The sequence below is a fragment of the Paenibacillus nitricinens genome, from assembly GCF_052056485.1.
In the GTDB taxonomy this organism is placed as follows: Bacteria; Bacillota; Bacilli; order Paenibacillales; family Paenibacillaceae; genus Paenibacillus_AQ; species Paenibacillus_AQ nitricinens.
Window position 1 is genome coordinate 3,636,363 of sequence record NZ_CP183948.1, and the last position, 18,003, is coordinate 3,654,365.

An 18,003-nucleotide genomic window follows, 5' to 3' on the forward strand; every position below is an offset into this window, starting at 1 on the left:
TCGTTAATGAATATGCAGTACTAAATTATAGCTATCAGATTAGGAGACCTTTTCAATTATGAACCAGCATCTTAGGCATATTCACCCATTAGCTTGGACTATCATCGTCGGTACGATGTTCGGACGTTTGGTAACTTCAATGAGCATTCCATTCTTATCCATCTATTTAACCCAAGTCCTTGGAGCCACCCCCACACAAACGGGGATTACGGTAGCCGTCAGCTCTTTGGCGGGCGTAATGGCCAGCTTCTACGGAGGATATATCTCGGATATTGTAGGCCGCAAAATTGTCATGTTAATCTCCGTATTTGGCTGGGCAGCAGTATTCTTCGGATTCTCTGTTGCCCAACATCTGTGGGTATTTTTCCTGGTCAATACGTTGAACGGATTATGCAGATCTGTGTTTGAGCCCACCTCACGGGCACTTTTATCTGACATAACACCAGCTGAAAGTAAGCTGCTAGTATTCAATCTTAGATACGCTGCGATTAACCTTGGTGTTGTCTTTGGTCCGATTATTGGAGTACAGCTCGGTTCTGCCGAATCTACGTTTCCTTTTATGATCGCTGGTATTGTATATGTTGCATATGGGCTTGTGTTATTCGTACAATTCAAATTGCATCGCTCAACCATGGAGAGTCATACGCAAGCCGAACCACCACGTTTACTTGAAGCCTTGGCAACAACCGGTAGAGACCGTGTATTCTTGCCAGTTCTACTCGGTACTATCTTTTGTGTACTTGGATACGGACATTTTGGTTCAACTATGGCGCAATATTTAGCAATGAACACCCATTTCACAAATGGTGGGCAATTATTCTCCTATATGTTGTCGCTCAATGCCATCACGGTATTAGTGGTGCAATATCCTATTGTACGTACGGCTAGCAAATTCTCGCCTATTATTCCATTGATTCTCGGAAATATCTGCGTTGCTATTAGTCTTCTCTTAGTAGGTTTAGCCGAAGGTGTAACCCTGCTTATGTTCAGTGTGATCCTGTTTACTATAGGGGAAGTTCTGCTCTTTACGATGATGGATATGTTAATCGATCGGATTGCGAAGCCAGAAATGAAAGGTACGTACTTTGGAACGATTGGCTTTAATAATTTGGGGAGTGTAATCGCGCCTATCTTCGGCGGAGTGTTGTTGGATCATTATGGAGCTCAGAACGGACTTACGATCTTCCTGCCACTCGCTTTAACCACGGCTATAGGTCTTCCATTTCTATTCTTAGCGCACAAGAGGCTTACTGCTAGAGAGAAGTTATCGCATGGTGATGAGACCAACACGGTTAATGGATAATTTAGTATTTCTGGTCTCTAAAGGTTTTTTATGGACTCAATATTTTCAGGGTAAATACCTAAATCGCCCGCTACTTTTAAGAATAAAGATGATATTAATTGGATCTCACCAAATAATTGATCTACATCTCCTTCTTTTTGTGATCATCATCATTTAAGTAGGTTAATACCTTACCTATGCCAGTCTACAACTTTATTTTCTGAGTTTATCAAGACATAAATTTAAGAAAGATAGATATATTAAAGGGTTTCACATATTAGTCATGACTAATATGTGAAACCCTTTATGTTCAACTATCGTGTCCCGTTAGTTGAACAAGCACGCTTTCTTTTATTACACAATATCTTCGTACTGCGCAACAATCGCTATGACTCTCGATGAAAAACATGTATTAAGCTAACTGGCAGGATTGTAATGATTGGCTAGCGAAATGTTAGTGAAGAAAGTATGGAGAAGTATGAAACGTGTTCGAAGAGTCGAACTGTTACCTCCTGCATTTTTAGGCATGGTTTGCAGGGTATACTAAAAATAATCCCACTATAATTAATTTTGAAAGGGGGATCGAATATGGATTGGCTTGATAGATTTAATGCTGCTGTAGATTATATTGAAAACAATCTAGATAATAAAATCGAATATTCCTCGGTTGCTCAAGCAGCTTGCTGCTCTGAGTTTCACTTTTCAAGGATGTTTTCATCATTATTAGGAATATCTCTTTCAGAATATATTCGTCGTAGACGCCTTACCAAAGCAGCCTTTGATATTCAAACAAGTAATGCCAAAATCATTGATATTGCTTTGAAATATGGGTATGACTCATCTGATGCTTTTACAAGGGCGTTCAAGAAGCTTCACAGTGTCACGCCCAATTCAGTCAGAGATACAGGTGTGCAGTTAAAAGCCTATCCTCGAATCTCCTTTCAAATTACAATTAAAGGGGATGTAGAATTGGCATATCGAATTGAAAGAATGGATACTGAATTGCGTTTTGTAGGAAAACGTCAAAGTGTAAAAACATCTCGTGCATTTAAGGAGATTCCCGCTTTGTGGAGAAAATCCAATAAGGATGGCTTCAAACAAGCTTTGATTGACATGTCATGGGTAAAACCTAAATGCAAGCTGGAGAGCTTAGTCGGCATTTGCGGCAAAGAGGCGGCTATCACTAATGAGGTATTCGATTACTTTATGGGAGTACGATATGACACTGAAACACCTTCCGATATGGAGGAAATTAGAATTGCCCCAAGCACATATGCTGTATTCCCTAATGTTATTGATGCTTGGAAAAGGTTATATTCAGAATGGCTTCCTACGTCCGGATACGAGCTTGCAAACCAACCTTGTATTGAGCATTTTTTAGGACCAGGACATAAGATAAAACATGAACTGTGGGTACCAATCATCGAAAAGTGAATAGACTCTATAATTATTGAAGTAACGGGGAACGTTAGTTCAACAAAACAGTGACAGCCTATGACTCTATTTTCTAGTTCAGAGCTGCCGTCGATTAAAATTTTTGGCCAACATTCCCCCCATTACTGCGCCGTTTGCGTCAAATGGGACATAAAACCTCCACTTATCTTGTTCAACTAAACTGCCCGTTCGTATTATGAGATCAACCAGTTCTTTCTGGTTGATCCTTTTTTCATTTGCTTTAAGAATTAAGGTAGCCGCGTCGAACGTACCTGCCCGTGGGACTTGATCCCGAGCGCTATAATGTTCACCCCTACTTGTCATGACCCTGACTGAGGCTGGTTGGGACCTGAGATCCCGTATAACAAGCGATGCTATGGAGCGACAAGAGGAAATCACAGGGGCTGCCGGTAAATCTAAATTAGGAAGGTGAATCGAATGAATCCAGTGATTGGTCTGGATATTTCAAAAATGAAAGCCATGGACAAGCCTTTTTAGAGCGAGGTAAACCGTACAGAGGGACGTTTAAATTCGAACATACCCGAGAAGGGCTGACGAAGCTACTTCAAGCTGTTCAGGATGTTGAACATGTTTCTGGACTACGTCCTATGCTACTTCTCGAAGCAACTGGGCTTTACCAGAGTCCCGTTGTTCAGTTCTTAGAGCAGCATCATTATTTGTATATTGTCATTAATCCGCTCATCTCAAATCGGCTTAGAAAGTCCAACCTTCGAAAGGTGAAGACAGATGCTGCTGATGCCTATCTGTTGGGAGAGTTGTACTACAAAGAAGAATTTGAGCCCTTTAAAAAAAAGAGATGTTCAACTGCTTAATCTGCGTTATCTAACGAGACAATATGAGTCTCTTACAAAGATGTGTGTACAGACTAAACTGCAATTTCAAACTGTTCTTGATCAAGTTTCCCCTACGTACAATGGTGTTTTCGGGGACATCTATTCTAACATTTCACTTCGATTTTTAAATGAGTTTCCAACTTCAAATTTGGTATTGCAATCGGACGAAGAAATGCTAAAGTCCAAATTCACAGAACTACTTTCCTCATGACGAGGGCGGTCAGAGAATTGGATCTGTGTGCGAGTTACGCGTCTATTAAACGCGGCAAAACAAAATCCTTTTCTGCAGACTAAGTACTCTAGTCACTTGGTTAACCTGAGAGTTTTGATTTCGCTCATTCTTCAGTACCAAGAGCATCTATCTCGATTGGAAGAGAACATATATGCTCTCGCTGAAGAAATGGAAGAATATGATTTAATCCAGTCGATTCCCGGTATTGGTCCTAAAATTGCTGCAACCATTTTATCGGAAATTGGAGAAGTCGACCGTTTTGATCATCCAAAGAAACTAGTAGCCTTTGCAGGCATTGAACCCGAGTGTATTCGCATCTGGAAAGTTTACGGCAACACGGAATCGAATTACCAAACGTGGTTCTCAGCAACTTCGTTATGCGCTAGTTATGGCCGTCCAGTGTGGACTCATCCGTTCTCGTAATCTGCGACTTAAAGATTTTTATGATCGCAAAAGAGGCGAAGGAAAGCCGCATAAAGTAGCTTTAATTGCATGCGCAAATAAGCTGGTTCATTGGCTTTATGTCATCCTTAAAAGTAAAATATCCTTCCGCACTGCCTGACCATTTTATATTGGTATAACCTTCCAAAATAAAGGGATTGGAGGGTTATTTGTCATGCCTATTTTTTACTATACCACATGACTTAAGTTCATTTTACTGATAATCTTGACAAGCTATTAGCTAGTATAGTTGAGAAAAGCCAGTGCGGTAGACCTTTCGGTATTGAACTATCACGTCAATCTTTCGGAGATAGTTTTACTTATTTCTTCAGGGTTTTTAACATCAATGATTAACTTTGATATTTTAAATTTACCTACAAGAAAATTATTCAAGTCAAAATGAAGGGTTTCAACCTCATTATTAAAAAAGTAGAGATGATAACCTCCATTAAATCTAAATAATCCATTTCTTTTTCCTCCAAAAGAAGCACCATAAAGCTTGAAAGCATTTGGTATGGGTCTACCTGTTGTTATTCCCTTAATCGAAGAGTATGGAATTTGCAACCCTTTATCTAATTTTAAAAAGGGCGAATTTCCAAGATCGATATTTAAATGGGTTTCCATTAATTGAATTGTATTCATTCGTTTAGTCCACCATTTCATAACGCTTTAGTATTTTTAAAATATATTTACATATTATACCATAGATAATCTTATGTATAGAATTTATTGAGCTAATTTACCCAATAACTGAACATGCAACCCATTATGGAATATTACATTATCCTGCCCGTTAGTTGAATAGGGCGGCAACATACATTCTTTCAAATCCTCTGATAAACCTCCGCACATGAAAACTTAAGTTGTTCTCGTAATTTTTTATTTTCATCTTCGAGCTTCTTCATCTTACGTTTTAGCGAAGCAATGATGGCGTCCTTATTGTTTTCATCCATTTCTCGCTTGATTTGTTTTGGTGTTGGCACTTGAGCTTGCTGCTGACGAAGCGATTCAATGCGTCCACGTATCTCAGGATTATTATAGAGAGTTGCTTTGCTTACGCCAGCATCCGTTGCCACACTATTAAAATTGATGCTCTCTTTGGCTTTTACAAGCCGCCTAATCGACTCATCCACTCTTTGTATGGTCTTCAAGATTAACCCATGGGTTATTAAATTCGAATCGAATATTTCTATTTGATCGATTATATTTGTCCAGTTGATCCCGAAAGTTAGCTATTGAACCAATTACATCTACACTCCAAGTATTTTCAGTCATGAAATAGAGGTTCTCTATTTTGTGAAACGATACGGTCCCATCATCATGAACTAATCGCTCTTGATAGCTGGAGATCTCTTGTTCAAGCCGATTATAATTCAACCTATCCGCTTTCATATGTTTTTTATTCTGTAACATCACTGTCAGTTACCTCCTTTGATTGTATATTGCCAAGCTGAAATGCATGTTGAGCTTTCTCCCAATTCTCACGTATATCTTCTTCCGATGGATGGACATACATGTTCATAGTTGTTTGAATATTTGCATACCCTAATCGTTCTTGCACTTGCTTGATGTCTTTCGTTTGACGGTAGTATATTGTTGCATGCGTGTGCCGCAGCAAGTGAGGGTGGATGTGCATCCCTGTTTTCTTACACAGTACTTTAAATAAGGCGCGAACATCACGGTCATTCATCGGTTGTCCAACACGGTTTCCCCGCAGTTTAACAAATACGAAATTCGTATCGATTTCAAGATCATCAATCACGTTTTATAGGTAGTCGTCGTATAAATCCATAAGTCTCTGCGAAACATACAATTCCCGTTCACCTGTCTTGTGTTTAGCTCCATTCTCCAATTCACCGCGGTCCGTTAAACGTATTCGATGGCCATTCTTGTGATCGAATACGAAGTCCTCCATGAAGAGTGATAATGCTTCCCCTATACGTAGTCCCGTTTCAAACAACAGCTGTTTAAAATGTTCTTATTCGTCGGTTTTCCTTCATTGACATGATGTAGGAATCCCTTATATTTACTATGACCACCTCTAAAGACCTGTCTTACCAGTTTACCTACCATATCGTTTTGGTCTCTTGAATACGGAAAAAGTAATCATATAGGCTTGTTACCACTGTGATTATAAGATTCACTGATTTTTCTGTTCTTTTCGCTTCAATCTGTTGTAATGGGGTAACTTTTCCACTTTCAAACGGATTACGCAACCACCCTACAAAGTCAGCAAGATCCTTAACTCCTACTTCTTTGTAATCTATCTTCCGCTCTTCAAGATAAGTGAAATACTGTTTAATGCATAGCAATAAGTCTTCAGTGTATTGTTGCTTTTACCTGTCTGATCCAGGTATTTTAAATACTTCATCACAGGAACAACTGGAACACCTACCGCATCCAACAGCAAATATCTCTTTTTATTTTCATTAAGAATTACTTCTTGTACTCTCACAACAACACCCTCAACGAAAGCTTTTATCCTCAATATATTAAATAATTTATACTAAGATTTAAAGCCTAAGTTAATATTTCTATTAAACAAAAAATAGAGGAGATTAGTTCATATAATGAACTAACCCTCCTCTATTTACGTTACTACAATTAATCGAGTCTAATACTTTATTTTCTTCTGACACTCCGACGACACAAACCCTGTAAGCCTGTCCACGTATAACGGAGGATGGATTTAAATCTCTTCAATGCAAAAGAACGAGAAAAAATCTAATATAATCTCACGTGAAAATAAGCCCACTACGCCTTTACCGGCATTGTGGGCTTCACTGCTTAATCTTATTTGTAAATTGAAGTATCCAGCGGAATAATGAACCCGCCGTCAACAGCTTGTGTCACATTTATTGCGATGTTCTTTACTCCAGAAATATCTACCTCAATCGTCTGGAGATCACTATTAGGCGAGATCTTCTCTACTTTTTTAAGGAGCATATTCTTGTCATTATCCCTAATTTCAAGAGACTCCACTTCCTTGCCGACTGCAGCGAATTGCAGAACAAGCTTCTGATATTTGCCGTTAGGGCTGAGCGCGGTATATTTAATATTGGAATTAGGTGCGCTGTACAGAACTTCCTTATAATTCTTGCCACCGTATTTGGTCAGTGCAGGGTCCTTGGTATGCAGGCTGGTGTTGAAATCCTCCTGGTTCACGGGAACGCCTGCCTGCTGTTCGCCAATAATCACCTCTTTGGCTGTTCCGTCATAATTCACCGGAACATCCAGCAGCTCAGAAACAGATCGTACCGGAAGATACGTAGTTCCATTATAAGTGATGGGAAGCACCACTTTGCCATTGCCATCTTTGAGAGGGGTAATCTCCCCGTTCACTCTGATTTTTAAATCTCCGTTTAACAACGCTTTAATTTCTTGGAGATGCGAGCTCGCGAAAGCACCTGTGCCCATGCCCACTAAAAGTATCATGGTACCGCATAAAGTCGTAACAAGCTTCTTCTTCATTTCTGTTTTCCTCCTCTTGGGATTTCTTCAAATCCAGAAAATCCGGAAACAACGGTTATTTGAGAGATATTCTCTCTGAAAGATGACGCTACATGTGGGATAGTCTCAGCATTTTTGGAGTTGAAGATTTTACCACATTATATCATAAAGCCCAATGCTTCTTTTCTATTTTTCCCTTATTCTGCATAAATTGAATTTATCAGTACAACGTAAACAGATTGTCTATCGATTCAGATAAGATATGATAAGTAATCCAACTCGAATTATTAACGTGTCTACTTCCTCCAACGTAGCCACATTGGATGTTGAGATCCTCCACTTTACTAGATGTTAAAATAAACCTTTGATTTGCAGCCCATCTCTTTTGGGTCACTACAATGATGTGACCGTGCATCAAAAAGAATCAGGAGCTGACATTATTTATCTTGTTATTTAACCGGTATTCGAGTGCCATTTATAATTATTGCTTTAACTTTGGTAATATCTAAAGGCGCTTTCGTATCCCAACTTGAATTGAAGGTATGTTTATCAGGGTTTTGGCTTCCTCCACCACCTTCCAATGGGATAATACCGTCTACTGTTTCAATTTCAAGTAGCATATCACTGACCATGAAATTCTCACCTTTATAGGTACCGATTACTTGTAATCCTAAAGGACTGAGGGTTATATATTCAAAAAGATGACCTTCAACTGAAATATCATTTTTCCAAGTACGTAATTTGGCAGTAGTATCACTTGAATTTGCCGCCACCTTCCAGTTGCCTTCAACCCCAGAATAAACGGAACCAGTATAATAAAGAGTGTATTTACTAAGATTTTCGCAGCTTACAGGAAATACAAATTCTTCATATTTATACTTAGCGTCATCATAATTGTTTTTTTCAAGATCAAGAAGATTATTTTTCTTATCACTGAGAAATGCCAAACTATAATCATTGGAGATTAAATTACCGTCTGGACCCTTTAGAGAAAGCATGGCATCACTAGGACCAAACTCTTTGTTAAAAATTTTCCCTGTCTGCACATGCAATTTTCCATCTATAATACCGATATTTGAAACCCATTGATCTTTTTCACCATGGGGCATGGAAGCATAAACGCCTGGCATAAGTGCCTCTGTTAATGAACTGAGGTTACTTGGTAAATTACTCCCCCCAAAAATCTGTGCTTTTTCAATAGGAATCGTTTCTACATCTTCAATTCCTTTAAGGGATACGGAAATGGGTTCGTCTTCATAGGCTTTTTCGTTAAAATAAATAAGAAAACTGCCAAGCTCCAACGGATCTGTTAATGGTGTGTCTGGATCAGCCGTTATATTAAACTCATAATAAATGGTATTCGTATCTTTATTAAAATTAAGCATTTTTTGTTTCCATGACATGCGGGCTGATAAAACTTCGTCTCCACTTTTGGCTCCCTCGTTTGTTGGTGAATGTATTTTTACAGTGAATCCGTCTCTAAAATCAGTTTGTTCCGTTAATCGGTTTTGACCTGTTCTATCCTGAAGAGATAGGTATATAATCGCTCTATTATCATATTTCTGTGCACCGATAACCTCCATGCGAATTCCTTCGTCCTCACTATAGACTCCTACTGGTTCAACAATCTTACCAAAATCAGGATTAAATCTCTTTATGAACCAATCAAAGTCCCCTAAAGATGAAGCAGTTGCACTAGTAACTAATACGAACGATATCGCAATAGCTGCAATTGTTGACCTTGTCCACCGTTTGCGGTGTCTAGCAGGCATATCAGTACTACCTTCATACAATCGGCTTTTAACCTGTTCTGCAAGTTTACTTGAATCAACCGTAATTTGGGAAAACATTTCATGTATATGTTTTTCGTCCATATCAAATTTGTCCATAATTAGACTCCTTTCTACCATATGCAATATTAAAATATTTAACTATTTTATCTTTGGCCCGTTGATATTGTTTGCGTAATGCAGCTGGAGAACTTCCTGTAAGCTGAGATAGTTCCTCGTAACTCTGCCCATCCATAATCCGCCCATATAACAAGGCACGTTCCATAGGTTTAAGCTTCTGTAACGCACGAAGCATCTCATCACTCAAACCTTTATCTTTCTCTGGTAAAACTACTTCACTGCGAATATCATGAAAATAATGGATCTTACGCTTTTTTAGTTGATTTAAGCAGCGATTATATGTAATTTTGTACAACCATGCGGATAGGTTATTGCCATCAAAAATATTCCGATTTTGATAGGCTGAAAGAAAGACTTCTTGTACAATATTTTCTGCTTCATGATAATCACATAGAATCGCCGTTGCATAGCGAAGGAGTTTTTCACCATAGAGATTGATTATCTCTTCCAGTTCATCTTCTCCGCCATTAACAAACCTTCTTCCAATATCTATTTCCTCCATAAGCTCACCTCCTTTTATTTATCAGTCGACTGCACCCCTATAACATTTCAAAGAGCTGTTTTGTGACATAATTTTTATTTATCCGATATTTTGAAAGTGGATAATACAAGTCGATTGTCACCACCAAGGGATAGCCAGCCCATTTCGGGTACACTAAAAATAGCCAACCCTTTGATGGTAAAGGGGTTAGCTATTAAGTTTGAATGTTGATTTATTAACATATTGAACATTTTGTTAAACTAATAGATTTTTCCTTCCGTTTGCTTTCTATATAATGAAGCCCTTGACACATTTGTAATTTCACAAATGCAGATGCAAACCCACATTACGGTACTGGAAAAGGAGCTACTATCTATCGATTTACGAGTGATCAATTCTCTTCTTACTACACAAAAATTATTCATACTAAATCAAGGGGTGCAATTCATGTTTTGGATGGTTTACTGCACCATGAGACGGATCTAAACATAGAAGATCATTATCAAAATTATTTACAATAGATAAAGCAAGTGAGTAACCAAAATTAGAAGCAATTTTACGTGGATAAATAAATACAAAGGTCATTGAAGAAAAAAGAGACATTAGTTAACATATTTTTAATTATGTAAACTTAATGACTGAGCTATTTACATTTTTAAGGAGCGGGACCGTTTCATTGCAGACTCTGCGATAAAACGGTCCCTTTTCAAACGAGATTATGATAATTATAAATCCCCTGTAGCAAATTCACCTGAGCCTTCACATATTGTCTCAGTTTCAAAGGTTCCACAATCTCGGATTGACCAAGTATCCCCCAAACATTTGTACATGCACTATCATAGCTAAACATATTTACAGTAAGGGTTATTTGATCTCCTTCTTCTACCCTGTTCATGATCTCCAGTCCGTGTATAGAAGCCTCTCGGCTCTTATTCGTTCTAATCAATACCGGATATATCTCTTCCTCTTTACAAGTTTGCTTAAATTCCCTCTCCTGCTGCTTCCAGTGCCCTTCTAAAGAGAAGTCCTGAGGGATAGCATACTCTTCGTCTATACGCTGCGTAGAGGCGATTCGCTCACATTTAAACGTACGAATTTGTTCGACTTCTTCACAGTAGGCTATAAGATACCACTCTTCTTTTTTCACAACAAGACCATAGGGCAGTATTTTCCTGATCGAAATGACTCCGTTAATCTTGTGGTATTCAATCTGTAGTTTCTTAGATCTCCAAACAGCAGTTCGAATCGATTCCAGACATGGAATCTCTAAGCGTTCTGTCCACCAAGGCGTATCATCAAAATAAAAACGTCTTTGTGCCTTCTGGATATCATTTTGATAGGAAGCGGGTAATGATTTTTCTAATTTCAAGAGGGTTGCCTTTAGCTTTAATCCGGAATCTGTATGTCCACCAGTATGAATCCCCATTCCTGTTAGAAATAGATTGATTACATCCTCCCCATGAAGCTGATTTAGGTTAACAGTATACCCCTCCATCAAGGAGATGCCACCATTCGGTCCCGGCGTGGATAACAGTGGTATTCCAGCTTCAGCAAGTACGTCAATGTCTCTATAGATAGAACGTACGGAAGTTTCCAAGGCTTCAGCTAAGTCATTGGCCTTCATCTTCCCTCTTGATTCCACTAATAATAAAATTGCAATCAAACGATGCAAGCGCATGGGGAGCCTCCCAATTTTTCTTTTTTATAGTATACATCATAATTCTTGCCAAGCTGTTGTCAACAATAGAAGGTTATGATTAGTTCATTACATTAAAGGAGCTGATACACATGAATATAGGCGTATTGGGAACTGGATTCGGAGCATATCATGCGCAGTTATGGACGGCAATGGATCGAGTAGACAAAGTAATTATCTTTGGTCGGAACGAAGCTAAGCTGCAGAAGCTAAAACAAGCTTTAGGCGTTGAGATAACTACTCATATTGACGATATTATGCTCGATTCCACCATCGATGTAATTGACATCTGTTTGCCCTCTAATTTACATAGGCAATATGCTGTCGATGCGCTTATGCATGGGAAACATGTATTCTGTGAGACACCCATTTGCTTCAACCTAGAAGATGCCCTTGCGATGAAAGAAGCCGAACAATTGTATGATTCGCGAATTCTCGTCAACCAGTTTATTAAATTCGATCCTGCGTTCAAATATCTTTATGAAACGACTCATAATGAGAAATATGGAAAGCTTTTATCTCTCACCTTAAAAAGAGAAACGCCTCCCTTGTGGGGTGACCTCGGTCTACACGCTATCGCTACAAAGCTTATGATTCACGAATTGGATTTTGTGACCTGGATGCTGGGGTCTATAGAACCGAACTTCGTTTGGGGAACTGATGGTGGTAAAAGTGATCAAGCCATAGTACGCGCTGTTTTTCAACAATCTAATAGGTACGCAGAGATCATTGTGTCTTCACAGATGCCGGCCACTTATCCTTTTTCGGTAGGTTATGAGGCATATTTTGAACAGGGTAAACTTGTCTATCAAGAGAGTGACAACATGAATGGAGCTGTTGAAAGCTCATTAATTGAATATACCGCTGCAGGTAAACTAGATCTTTTGTTAGAACCAGCCAATCCCTATCAAAAAAGTTTGGAGTATGCACTCCAATGTCTAATCGAGGATAGTTCATCAATAATTGAGTTAGATAATGCCATACAAGCTATAGAACTAGCTATTTGTATTGAAAAAAAGCTTGTATAAATGTATGAGGAAGTGTAGTACCCTTTTTCGAGGGGTTTTGTTAATAGGGTGATTATGTGTTGCAGTATAGATGTATAGTGCATAAGGTATGATCAGGATTTTGATTTTTCTATTGTGAATTTTTCATATGTTGAAATCACAGAATTATATTTATAAGTACGCACTCTCTGAACTTATAATGATTGCTATCAGAGATAAGAATTAGTTAACATAATCATACTTATGTTAACTAATTCTAGGGAGTCTATTTTCCACACTCATTCACCGCTTCATTATCGCAAGTGCAAAACGCTCTATCGTCTCTTTCGATAATCCATTTACACTCTTGTTTTTCCCTTTTACCACTCGCAGAACCATTCGATCTAATACAGTCATCTTCTCTTCGTAAATCTCATCTCCGAACACTTCTTTTGTAACTGATTGGTTATACAACCCCTCTGGAAATGAAGATTTCAATTCCTGTGTGGCTTGCTCCCCCTTCGCTCCTGCACAAATAAACAATCCAACGCGCTTCTTACCTAATTCATTTTGATATTTTGAAGCAAATTCCATCATTTGTTTTTGTATTTTCCCAAAATAAATAGATCCACCTAAGATGACAATATCATATGGCTCTAGTGTAGGTTCTTTGGCATGCATTAAATTAACTACTTCAGTCTCATCGCCCAACTGATGTTTCAATAAATAGGCAGCTTTCTCTGTACAACCATATTTAGAAGTATACACAATGATAGTCTTCATTCTAATCGCTACCTCCCTACTCTCTGATCTTCCTACTGTGTTAAAGGCTCATGTATATCCCTGATTGCTATTGAAACCATTGAATTCAAATAACAAGAAATCAGTGCTTCGACCTGTTCTTCAGGCAAATCCTTTTCCACAATCAAACGCATAATTAATCCGAACGCAGCGCTCCATATCACTTGAGCAGTAAGCTCTATTGAAGAGTCTTTATGGAGTTCTTTCGATTCGAACCTAGATAGACATTGACAGAGCATACCAATCGCTTTACGCTCCTGTGCAGCTCCCTTAAATAAAACAGCTGTGTAACTAAGGACAGCCGGTGTATCGTTCAGCATTACATTACGGTATTCTACACTTGTGGACAGGGTCATCCTGATCCATTGCTCAAGTGATTGTCTCAAAAGCATCTCTGGTGGCAGCTCATGCTCTGCCTTTCGTTGTACAGACTGAAGCCCTTCAACCATATCTGTATATTTCTGTTGCAAATATCTCACTACAATTTCATCTTTCCCCTGAAAGTAATGATAAATAATTCCTGGAGAATACTCGATTCTCTCTGCAATTTTGCGGATGGATAGTTTGTCAATACCCTCCTCAGATATCAACGAAGCCGCAGCCTGTAATATCCTTTTCTTCATTTCCTCACGATCACGCAATTGCCGTTGTTCTTTAGTCATCTTGACGTCTCCTTATAATTTGAACATCGTTTAATCATTGAACACTGTAAATATATTATGGTATACAGTTATTTTCTATATAGTAAGTCACATGCAAATCCTCCACCCTTTAATCACATACACAGGCATAAAAAAATCCGCCAGTCTAAATCGACTGGCGGAACCCTTATTCATGAAGTTAAAGGATTACAGACAAAGAGTTTTTGTGATGATAACCAACAGGATAAACAGAACCAAGATAGCTCCTGTGTTAGTAAATCCACCGTATCCTCCTGCGAATTCGCCCATTTTAACTCCTCCTTTGTAATTGAGTACATCATAAGATATGCTAGATCCCCATCTCTGCTTGGGTATTTTGAACAAAAATAACCCAACAATCCCGTTGAGGTTGTGGGTTATTCATTATAAGTTAACATAATATTTATTATGTAAACAAAATATATGTACATCTCTTGAACGGTAAAATAAGCATTGATTTTTGATGACTACAATATCGCTATTTCCCATTCAAATATTAACCCTATTATTATTTAATGTATTGAAGTATTGACTCGGATTTCCTTGAGGCGGGTTAAACCGCTCTTTAAATTCTCCATTGGTGTACTCTCCAATCACTCTATGCCAGAAATTACGGGCAGGCGTATTCGCGCGTACCTGTGACACCTTCCAGTCGCCTGGGTACATATCAAATAATTTATGCGCGGCCCAGGTCCCCACACCGCTCCGTCGATATTTTTGCATTACAAAAAACTCAGTCATATAAAACTGTCCTTCGGGATTACGCAACAACCGTTCTACAAGTGCAAAACCAGCAATATGCCCGTCCACTTTGAACAAATAAGCGAACTTATTGTTGCCACTACTCCAAAAAGATTCTAGTCCCGGATACGAAGGATATATCCCATCTTGGTCTACATCAAGCTCCAAATAACGGGTGAAATCATATAGGTAAAACTGCATTAATTTGCTTATCGTCTGTTTCCGCTCTCTGGGAACCAGCTCCATTCCAAGTTCCATTAGGTGCACCTCTGACATTTATGTTTACTACACATCATATAACTTAGTTGATTCAGGAGCAAGGTCATCGCTTGTGATTAGCTTTGATCTAAGCCTATTGGAGAACAAAACATGATAAGATAGAAGGAAGAAATGATAAGAAAACTATGGAAAAGGTGAATCACATGAGCGTTCAAAAGAACGATGACCGTAAAAAACTGGATCTAAAGCTACCTCTCATGCCTTGGTTCGTTCAGCAGTTTATTGACTATAAGCGACCTGATCTATCCCCATCCACCCTTCTGGAGTATATTCGGGACTATGAGTCCTTTTTCGGATGGCTGCGTGCTGAAGGTCTCTCACAGGCCAGCTCCAACACAGAGATCACATTGCTTGAATTAGAAACCCTGCATATGGATAGTATTGTTGGATACCGCCTGCACCTCACTACCCGAGCTGAGGGAACCAATACACGTGTAACCGTGTCCCGTAAGCTGTCCGCATTACGCTCTTTATTTCATTATTTAAGTCAGATCGCTGAGGACGAGAACTTCTATCCATTGCTTAAGCGTAACATTATGGCCAAGGTTGAAGTAAAACGAACGCATAAACCTAAGGACACTGCTGCTAAATTAAAGGGCAAGATTCTAGAGGATGAGGAACTGCTGGAATTCGTGGGGTACATTTTCGAAGGATATGGACGAGATGTTGAAGGTAACAAGCAGGCCTTTTACTCCTTTCAATTAAATCGTGAACGCGATGCCTGTATTGCCAGCTTAATTCTGAATTCTGGTCTTCGTGTATCCGAAGTAGTCAATCTAAACGTGGATGATCTGGATGTTAACAACAAGCTGATTTATGTCACCCGAAAAGGGAACAATGATGAAACCTTCAAAACCCCTGTTTATTTTCGAGAACAAGCTAAAGATGATTTAGCTCTTTATTTAAGCCTTCGTCAATCCCGTTATAAAACACCAAAGAGGGAAAAAGCTTTATTTATCGCTTTGCCCAATGGACGGCAAGAAGGCAAACGCATGACCAAAAGAGCCATTCAAGAAATGATCATTAAATATGCAAAACGCTTTGGTAAGCCCTATCTAACGGTACATAAGCTTCGTCACTCTTTTGCAACAGACTATTACCTGCAAAACGATATTTATAAAACGAAAGAACAGCTCGGGCATGCTTCGACAGAAACAACCGAGATCTATGCTCATCTCACGGACAAAACGATGTCTGAGGCGATTGAACGCCGTTTGGATAGTTGATTTTTTTTGCAAAAAGCCGGCCATACCCTATCCGAATTTTATGGAAAAGGTGTGGCCGGCTCTCTTTTTACATGGTTTAGAAAGACTGATCAGAGTAGCATTATGTTGAATTATTGGCTTTTCTATTGTGAATTTTTCATATGTTGAAATGTTATAAATAATATCGCTGGCATATTAGATAATTAGCTACTCCCGTCCAATTGTTAATATCATAGAGCATTTTACCTTTATCCTATCCGCGTATTTCTCCCGGAAGCTTGATAATAGTCACTTTAGCACCCTCAGATAAGCCTCGTTCCTCTGGTGGAACAACAATCAGACAATCACTATCCTTGATCGTGACCATCACGGAAGATTCGTCTATCGCTGCTGGAATGGCATAAAGGCTGCCTTCACGGATCTCTAATCGCGCTCTAACAAATCGGGTAAAGTCATTCACTCTGTTATAATCTGCACCGAGTGTGGCGCTCCATTCTGGTAAGAAAGGCTGTGATGCACACTGCATTAATCTGATAACCGGACGTGCGAACAATTGAAAACCAACGAAACAAGCACCTGGATTACCTGATAGAGCTAACAGCAGCTTACCGCCTCTAACAGCAGCAGTGGTTACACTCCCCGGACGCATCGTCACTTTGTTAAATAGCATATCTCCACTCTGTTCACGAACCAAATCGCCCATAATATCATAATCTCCTACCGATACTCCACCCGTAGTGATTACAAAATCATAGGTTTCCAGCGCCATCTGTACTTTACTTCGAGCCAGCTCCAGATCATCCACAATAGATCCCAGCATCACGGGCTCACCACCTGCCTCCTTGACTAAAGCTTCAAGCATGGGTGAGTTGCTGTTTCGAATTTTGCCAGGCTGTAGTGGTTCATGTACCTCTAGCAGCTCTGTTCCTGTCGCAAAGATAGCTACCTTAGGCCGACGATAGACTTTCACTGTATGTATGCCAAACGCTGCCAGAACAGCTATATCCCCCGCAGAGATTAATCGCCCCGCTGGCAGCACTAGCTCACCAGAGCTTAACTCCAGCCCCATCGTTGTGATATTAGACTTCGCTTCCTGCTTCTTTCGAATACCTACGTAAGTCTTTCCTTCCTCCTCACGTGTCTCCGTTACTTCCAGCATAACTACAGTATCTGCCCCTGATGGCACTTGTGCTCCAGTCATTATCCTTGCTGCTGTTCCCGAAGTTATGTCTACCGATGCCACAGCGCCACATGGAATATTGTCTACCATTTCTAACCATACGACTTGTCCATTTACACAGTGATTTGTATCTGCTGCAATAATTGCATATCCATCCATGCTAGAGCGGTTAAACGCGGGAAAAGGATGTGGCGCAATCACTTCCTCGGCCAAATAACGTCCACAGACCTCATTCAATGAGACCTCCTGTGACTCTAGCGGATTAGCAAATTTGATTATTTTGGCCTGTGCCTCTTTTACTTGAAGCGCTGTTCTCCGAAATTTATGATCCTTCATACCTTACCTCCGCTC

At 39.4% G+C, this 18,003-nt stretch carries 16 protein-coding genes and 3 pseudogenes; 6 read left to right on the forward strand and 13 right to left on the reverse strand.

What is annotated here, in order from left to right; all coding sequences use genetic code 11:
- Positions 1–58 precede the first annotated feature (58 nt).
- The 3 genes and pseudogenes from ACN6KS_RS16040 to ACN6KS_RS16050 all read left to right on the forward strand — a co-directional run bounded on the left by ACN6KS_RS16040 (position 59) and on the right by ACN6KS_RS16050 (position 4,364).
- A complete protein-coding gene (locus ACN6KS_RS16040; RefSeq protein ID WP_094869140.1) occupies positions 59–1,303 on the forward strand; it encodes an MDR family MFS transporter in 1,245 nt (414 codons plus the stop codon).
- Positions 1,304–1,870: 567 nt separating this feature from the next.
- Positions 1,871–2,716: an AraC family transcriptional regulator gene (locus ACN6KS_RS16045; RefSeq protein WP_280787542.1), complete on the forward strand. Its 846-nt coding sequence runs from the start codon at positions 1,871–1,873 to the stop codon at positions 2,714–2,716.
- Positions 2,717–3,154: 438 nt separating this feature from the next.
- Positions 3,155–4,364, forward strand: a pseudogene (locus ACN6KS_RS16050) (IS110 family transposase).
- A gap of 170 nt (positions 4,365–4,534) precedes the next feature.
- Here the strand turns inward: ACN6KS_RS16050 and ACN6KS_RS16055 are convergent.
- The 7 genes and pseudogenes from ACN6KS_RS16055 to ACN6KS_RS16085 all read right to left on the reverse strand — a co-directional run bounded on the left by ACN6KS_RS16055 (position 4,535) and on the right by ACN6KS_RS16085 (position 10,105).
- Positions 4,535–4,885: a hypothetical protein gene (locus ACN6KS_RS16055; protein WP_440960039.1), complete on the reverse strand. Its 351-nt coding sequence runs from the start codon at positions 4,883–4,885 to the stop codon at positions 4,535–4,537.
- 182 nt (positions 4,886–5,067) lie between these two features.
- Entirely contained in the window at positions 5,068–5,376 is a 309-nt protein-coding gene (locus ACN6KS_RS16060; RefSeq protein ID WP_094869143.1) for a DUF6262 family protein, read from the reverse strand.
- A complete protein-coding gene (locus ACN6KS_RS16065; protein ID WP_440960040.1) occupies positions 5,369–5,659 on the reverse strand; it encodes a hypothetical protein in 291 nt (96 codons plus the stop codon). Before ACN6KS_RS16065 ends, ACN6KS_RS16060 begins: the two co-directional genes overlap by 8 nt.
- Positions 5,643–6,698 (reverse strand): annotated as a pseudogene (locus tag ACN6KS_RS16070) (tyrosine-type recombinase/integrase). Before ACN6KS_RS16070 ends, ACN6KS_RS16065 begins: the two are co-directional and overlap by 17 nt.
- 338 nt (positions 6,699–7,036) lie before the next feature.
- Positions 7,037–7,714, reverse strand: coding sequence for a stalk domain-containing protein (locus ACN6KS_RS16075; RefSeq protein ID WP_280787543.1), 678 nt, complete (start codon positions 7,712–7,714; stop codon positions 7,037–7,039).
- A 428-nt stretch (positions 7,715–8,142) separates the two neighbouring features.
- Complete coding sequence (locus ACN6KS_RS16080; protein ID WP_440960041.1) at positions 8,143–9,582, reverse strand: hypothetical protein; 1,440 nt, start codon at positions 9,580–9,582, stop codon at positions 8,143–8,145.
- Positions 9,569–10,105, reverse strand: coding sequence for an RNA polymerase sigma factor (locus tag ACN6KS_RS16085; RefSeq protein ID WP_094869147.1), 537 nt, complete (start codon positions 10,103–10,105; stop codon positions 9,569–9,571). Before ACN6KS_RS16085 ends, ACN6KS_RS16080 begins: the two co-directional genes overlap by 14 nt.
- Before the next feature lie 305 nt (positions 10,106–10,410).
- Between ACN6KS_RS16085 and ACN6KS_RS16090 the strand changes: the two are divergent.
- Positions 10,411–10,619 (forward strand): annotated as a pseudogene (locus ACN6KS_RS16090) (Tn3 family transposase); the annotation flags it as partial.
- A gap of 171 nt (positions 10,620–10,790) precedes the next feature.
- Here the strand turns inward: ACN6KS_RS16090 and ACN6KS_RS16095 are convergent.
- Positions 10,791–11,762, reverse strand: coding sequence for a helix-turn-helix transcriptional regulator (locus ACN6KS_RS16095; RefSeq protein WP_341134916.1), 972 nt, complete (start codon positions 11,760–11,762; stop codon positions 10,791–10,793).
- Between the two features lie 110 nt (positions 11,763–11,872).
- On the opposite strand from ACN6KS_RS16095, the gene ACN6KS_RS16100 reads away from it, so the two are divergent.
- Positions 11,873–12,808 (forward strand): Gfo/Idh/MocA family protein, encoded by a 936-nt coding sequence (locus ACN6KS_RS16100; protein ID WP_440960042.1) that lies wholly within the window; start codon positions 11,873–11,875, stop codon positions 12,806–12,808.
- 261 nt (positions 12,809–13,069) lie between these two features.
- Here the strand turns inward: ACN6KS_RS16100 and ACN6KS_RS16105 are convergent, their stop codons facing one another.
- The 4 genes from ACN6KS_RS16105 to ACN6KS_RS16120 form a co-directional block, all read right to left on the reverse strand.
- Positions 13,070–13,549 carry a flavodoxin domain-containing protein gene (locus ACN6KS_RS16105; protein ID WP_094869149.1) on the reverse strand — a complete coding sequence of 160 codons (480 nt, stop codon included), beginning with the start codon at positions 13,547–13,549 and terminating at the stop codon, positions 13,070–13,072.
- A 32-nt stretch (positions 13,550–13,581) separates the two neighbouring features.
- Complete coding sequence (locus ACN6KS_RS16110; RefSeq protein WP_440960043.1) at positions 13,582–14,229, reverse strand: TetR/AcrR family transcriptional regulator; 648 nt, start codon at positions 14,227–14,229, stop codon at positions 13,582–13,584.
- Positions 14,230–14,415: 186 nt separating this feature from the next.
- Entirely contained in the window at positions 14,416–14,517 is a 102-nt protein-coding gene (locus ACN6KS_RS16115) for a YjcZ family sporulation protein (protein ID WP_218832623.1), read from the reverse strand.
- A 219-nt stretch (positions 14,518–14,736) separates the two neighbouring features.
- A complete protein-coding gene (locus tag ACN6KS_RS16120) occupies positions 14,737–15,246 on the reverse strand; it encodes a GNAT family N-acetyltransferase (RefSeq protein WP_094878198.1) in 510 nt (169 codons plus the stop codon).
- A 164-nt stretch (positions 15,247–15,410) separates the two neighbouring features.
- Between ACN6KS_RS16120 and xerS the strand changes: the two genes are divergently transcribed.
- Complete coding sequence (gene xerS, locus ACN6KS_RS16125) at positions 15,411–16,493, forward strand: tyrosine recombinase XerS (RefSeq protein ID WP_060623783.1); 1,083 nt, start codon at positions 15,411–15,413, stop codon at positions 16,491–16,493.
- 232 nt (positions 16,494–16,725) lie between these two features.
- Here the strand turns inward: xerS and ACN6KS_RS16130 are convergent, their stop codons facing one another.
- Positions 16,726–17,988: a molybdopterin molybdotransferase MoeA gene (locus ACN6KS_RS16130; RefSeq protein WP_440960044.1), complete on the reverse strand. Its 1,263-nt coding sequence runs from the start codon at positions 17,986–17,988 to the stop codon at positions 16,726–16,728.
- Positions 17,989–18,003 lie beyond the last annotated feature (15 nt).

Coding starts and splice junctions, on each gene's coding strand:
- ACN6KS_RS16040 (WP_094869140.1), top strand. CDS start 59: ATGAACCAGCATCTTAGGCATATTCACCCATTAGCTTGGACTATCATC.
- ACN6KS_RS16045 (WP_280787542.1), top strand. CDS start 1,871: ATGGATTGGCTTGATAGATTTAATGCTGCTGTAGATTATATTGAAAAC.
- ACN6KS_RS16055 (WP_440960039.1), bottom strand. CDS start 4,885: ATGAATACAATTCAATTAATGGAAACCCATTTAAATATCGATCTTGGA.
- ACN6KS_RS16075 (WP_280787543.1), bottom strand. CDS start 7,714: ATGAAGAAGAAGCTTGTTACGACTTTATGCGGTACCATGATACTTTTA.
- ACN6KS_RS16080 (WP_440960041.1), bottom strand. CDS start 9,582: ATGGACAAATTTGATATGGACGAAAAACATATACATGAAATGTTTTCC.
- ACN6KS_RS16085 (WP_094869147.1), bottom strand. CDS start 10,105: ATGGAGGAAATAGATATTGGAAGAAGGTTTGTTAATGGCGGAGAAGAT.
- ACN6KS_RS16095 (WP_341134916.1), bottom strand. CDS start 11,762: ATGCGCTTGCATCGTTTGATTGCAATTTTATTATTAGTGGAATCAAGA.
- ACN6KS_RS16100 (WP_440960042.1), top strand. CDS start 11,873: ATGAATATAGGCGTATTGGGAACTGGATTCGGAGCATATCATGCGCAG.
- ACN6KS_RS16105 (WP_094869149.1), bottom strand. CDS start 13,549: ATGAAGACTATCATTGTGTATACTTCTAAATATGGTTGTACAGAGAAA.
- ACN6KS_RS16110 (WP_440960043.1), bottom strand. CDS start 14,229: ATGACTAAAGAACAACGGCAATTGCGTGATCGTGAGGAAATGAAGAAA.
- ACN6KS_RS16115 (WP_218832623.1), bottom strand. CDS start 14,517: ATGGGCGAATTCGCAGGAGGATACGGTGGATTTACTAACACAGGAGCT.
- ACN6KS_RS16120 (WP_094878198.1), bottom strand. CDS start 15,246: ATGGAACTTGGAATGGAGCTGGTTCCCAGAGAGCGGAAACAGACGATA.
- xerS (WP_060623783.1), top strand. CDS start 15,411: ATGAGCGTTCAAAAGAACGATGACCGTAAAAAACTGGATCTAAAGCTA.
- ACN6KS_RS16130 (WP_440960044.1), bottom strand. CDS start 17,988: ATGAAGGATCATAAATTTCGGAGAACAGCGCTTCAAGTAAAAGAGGCA.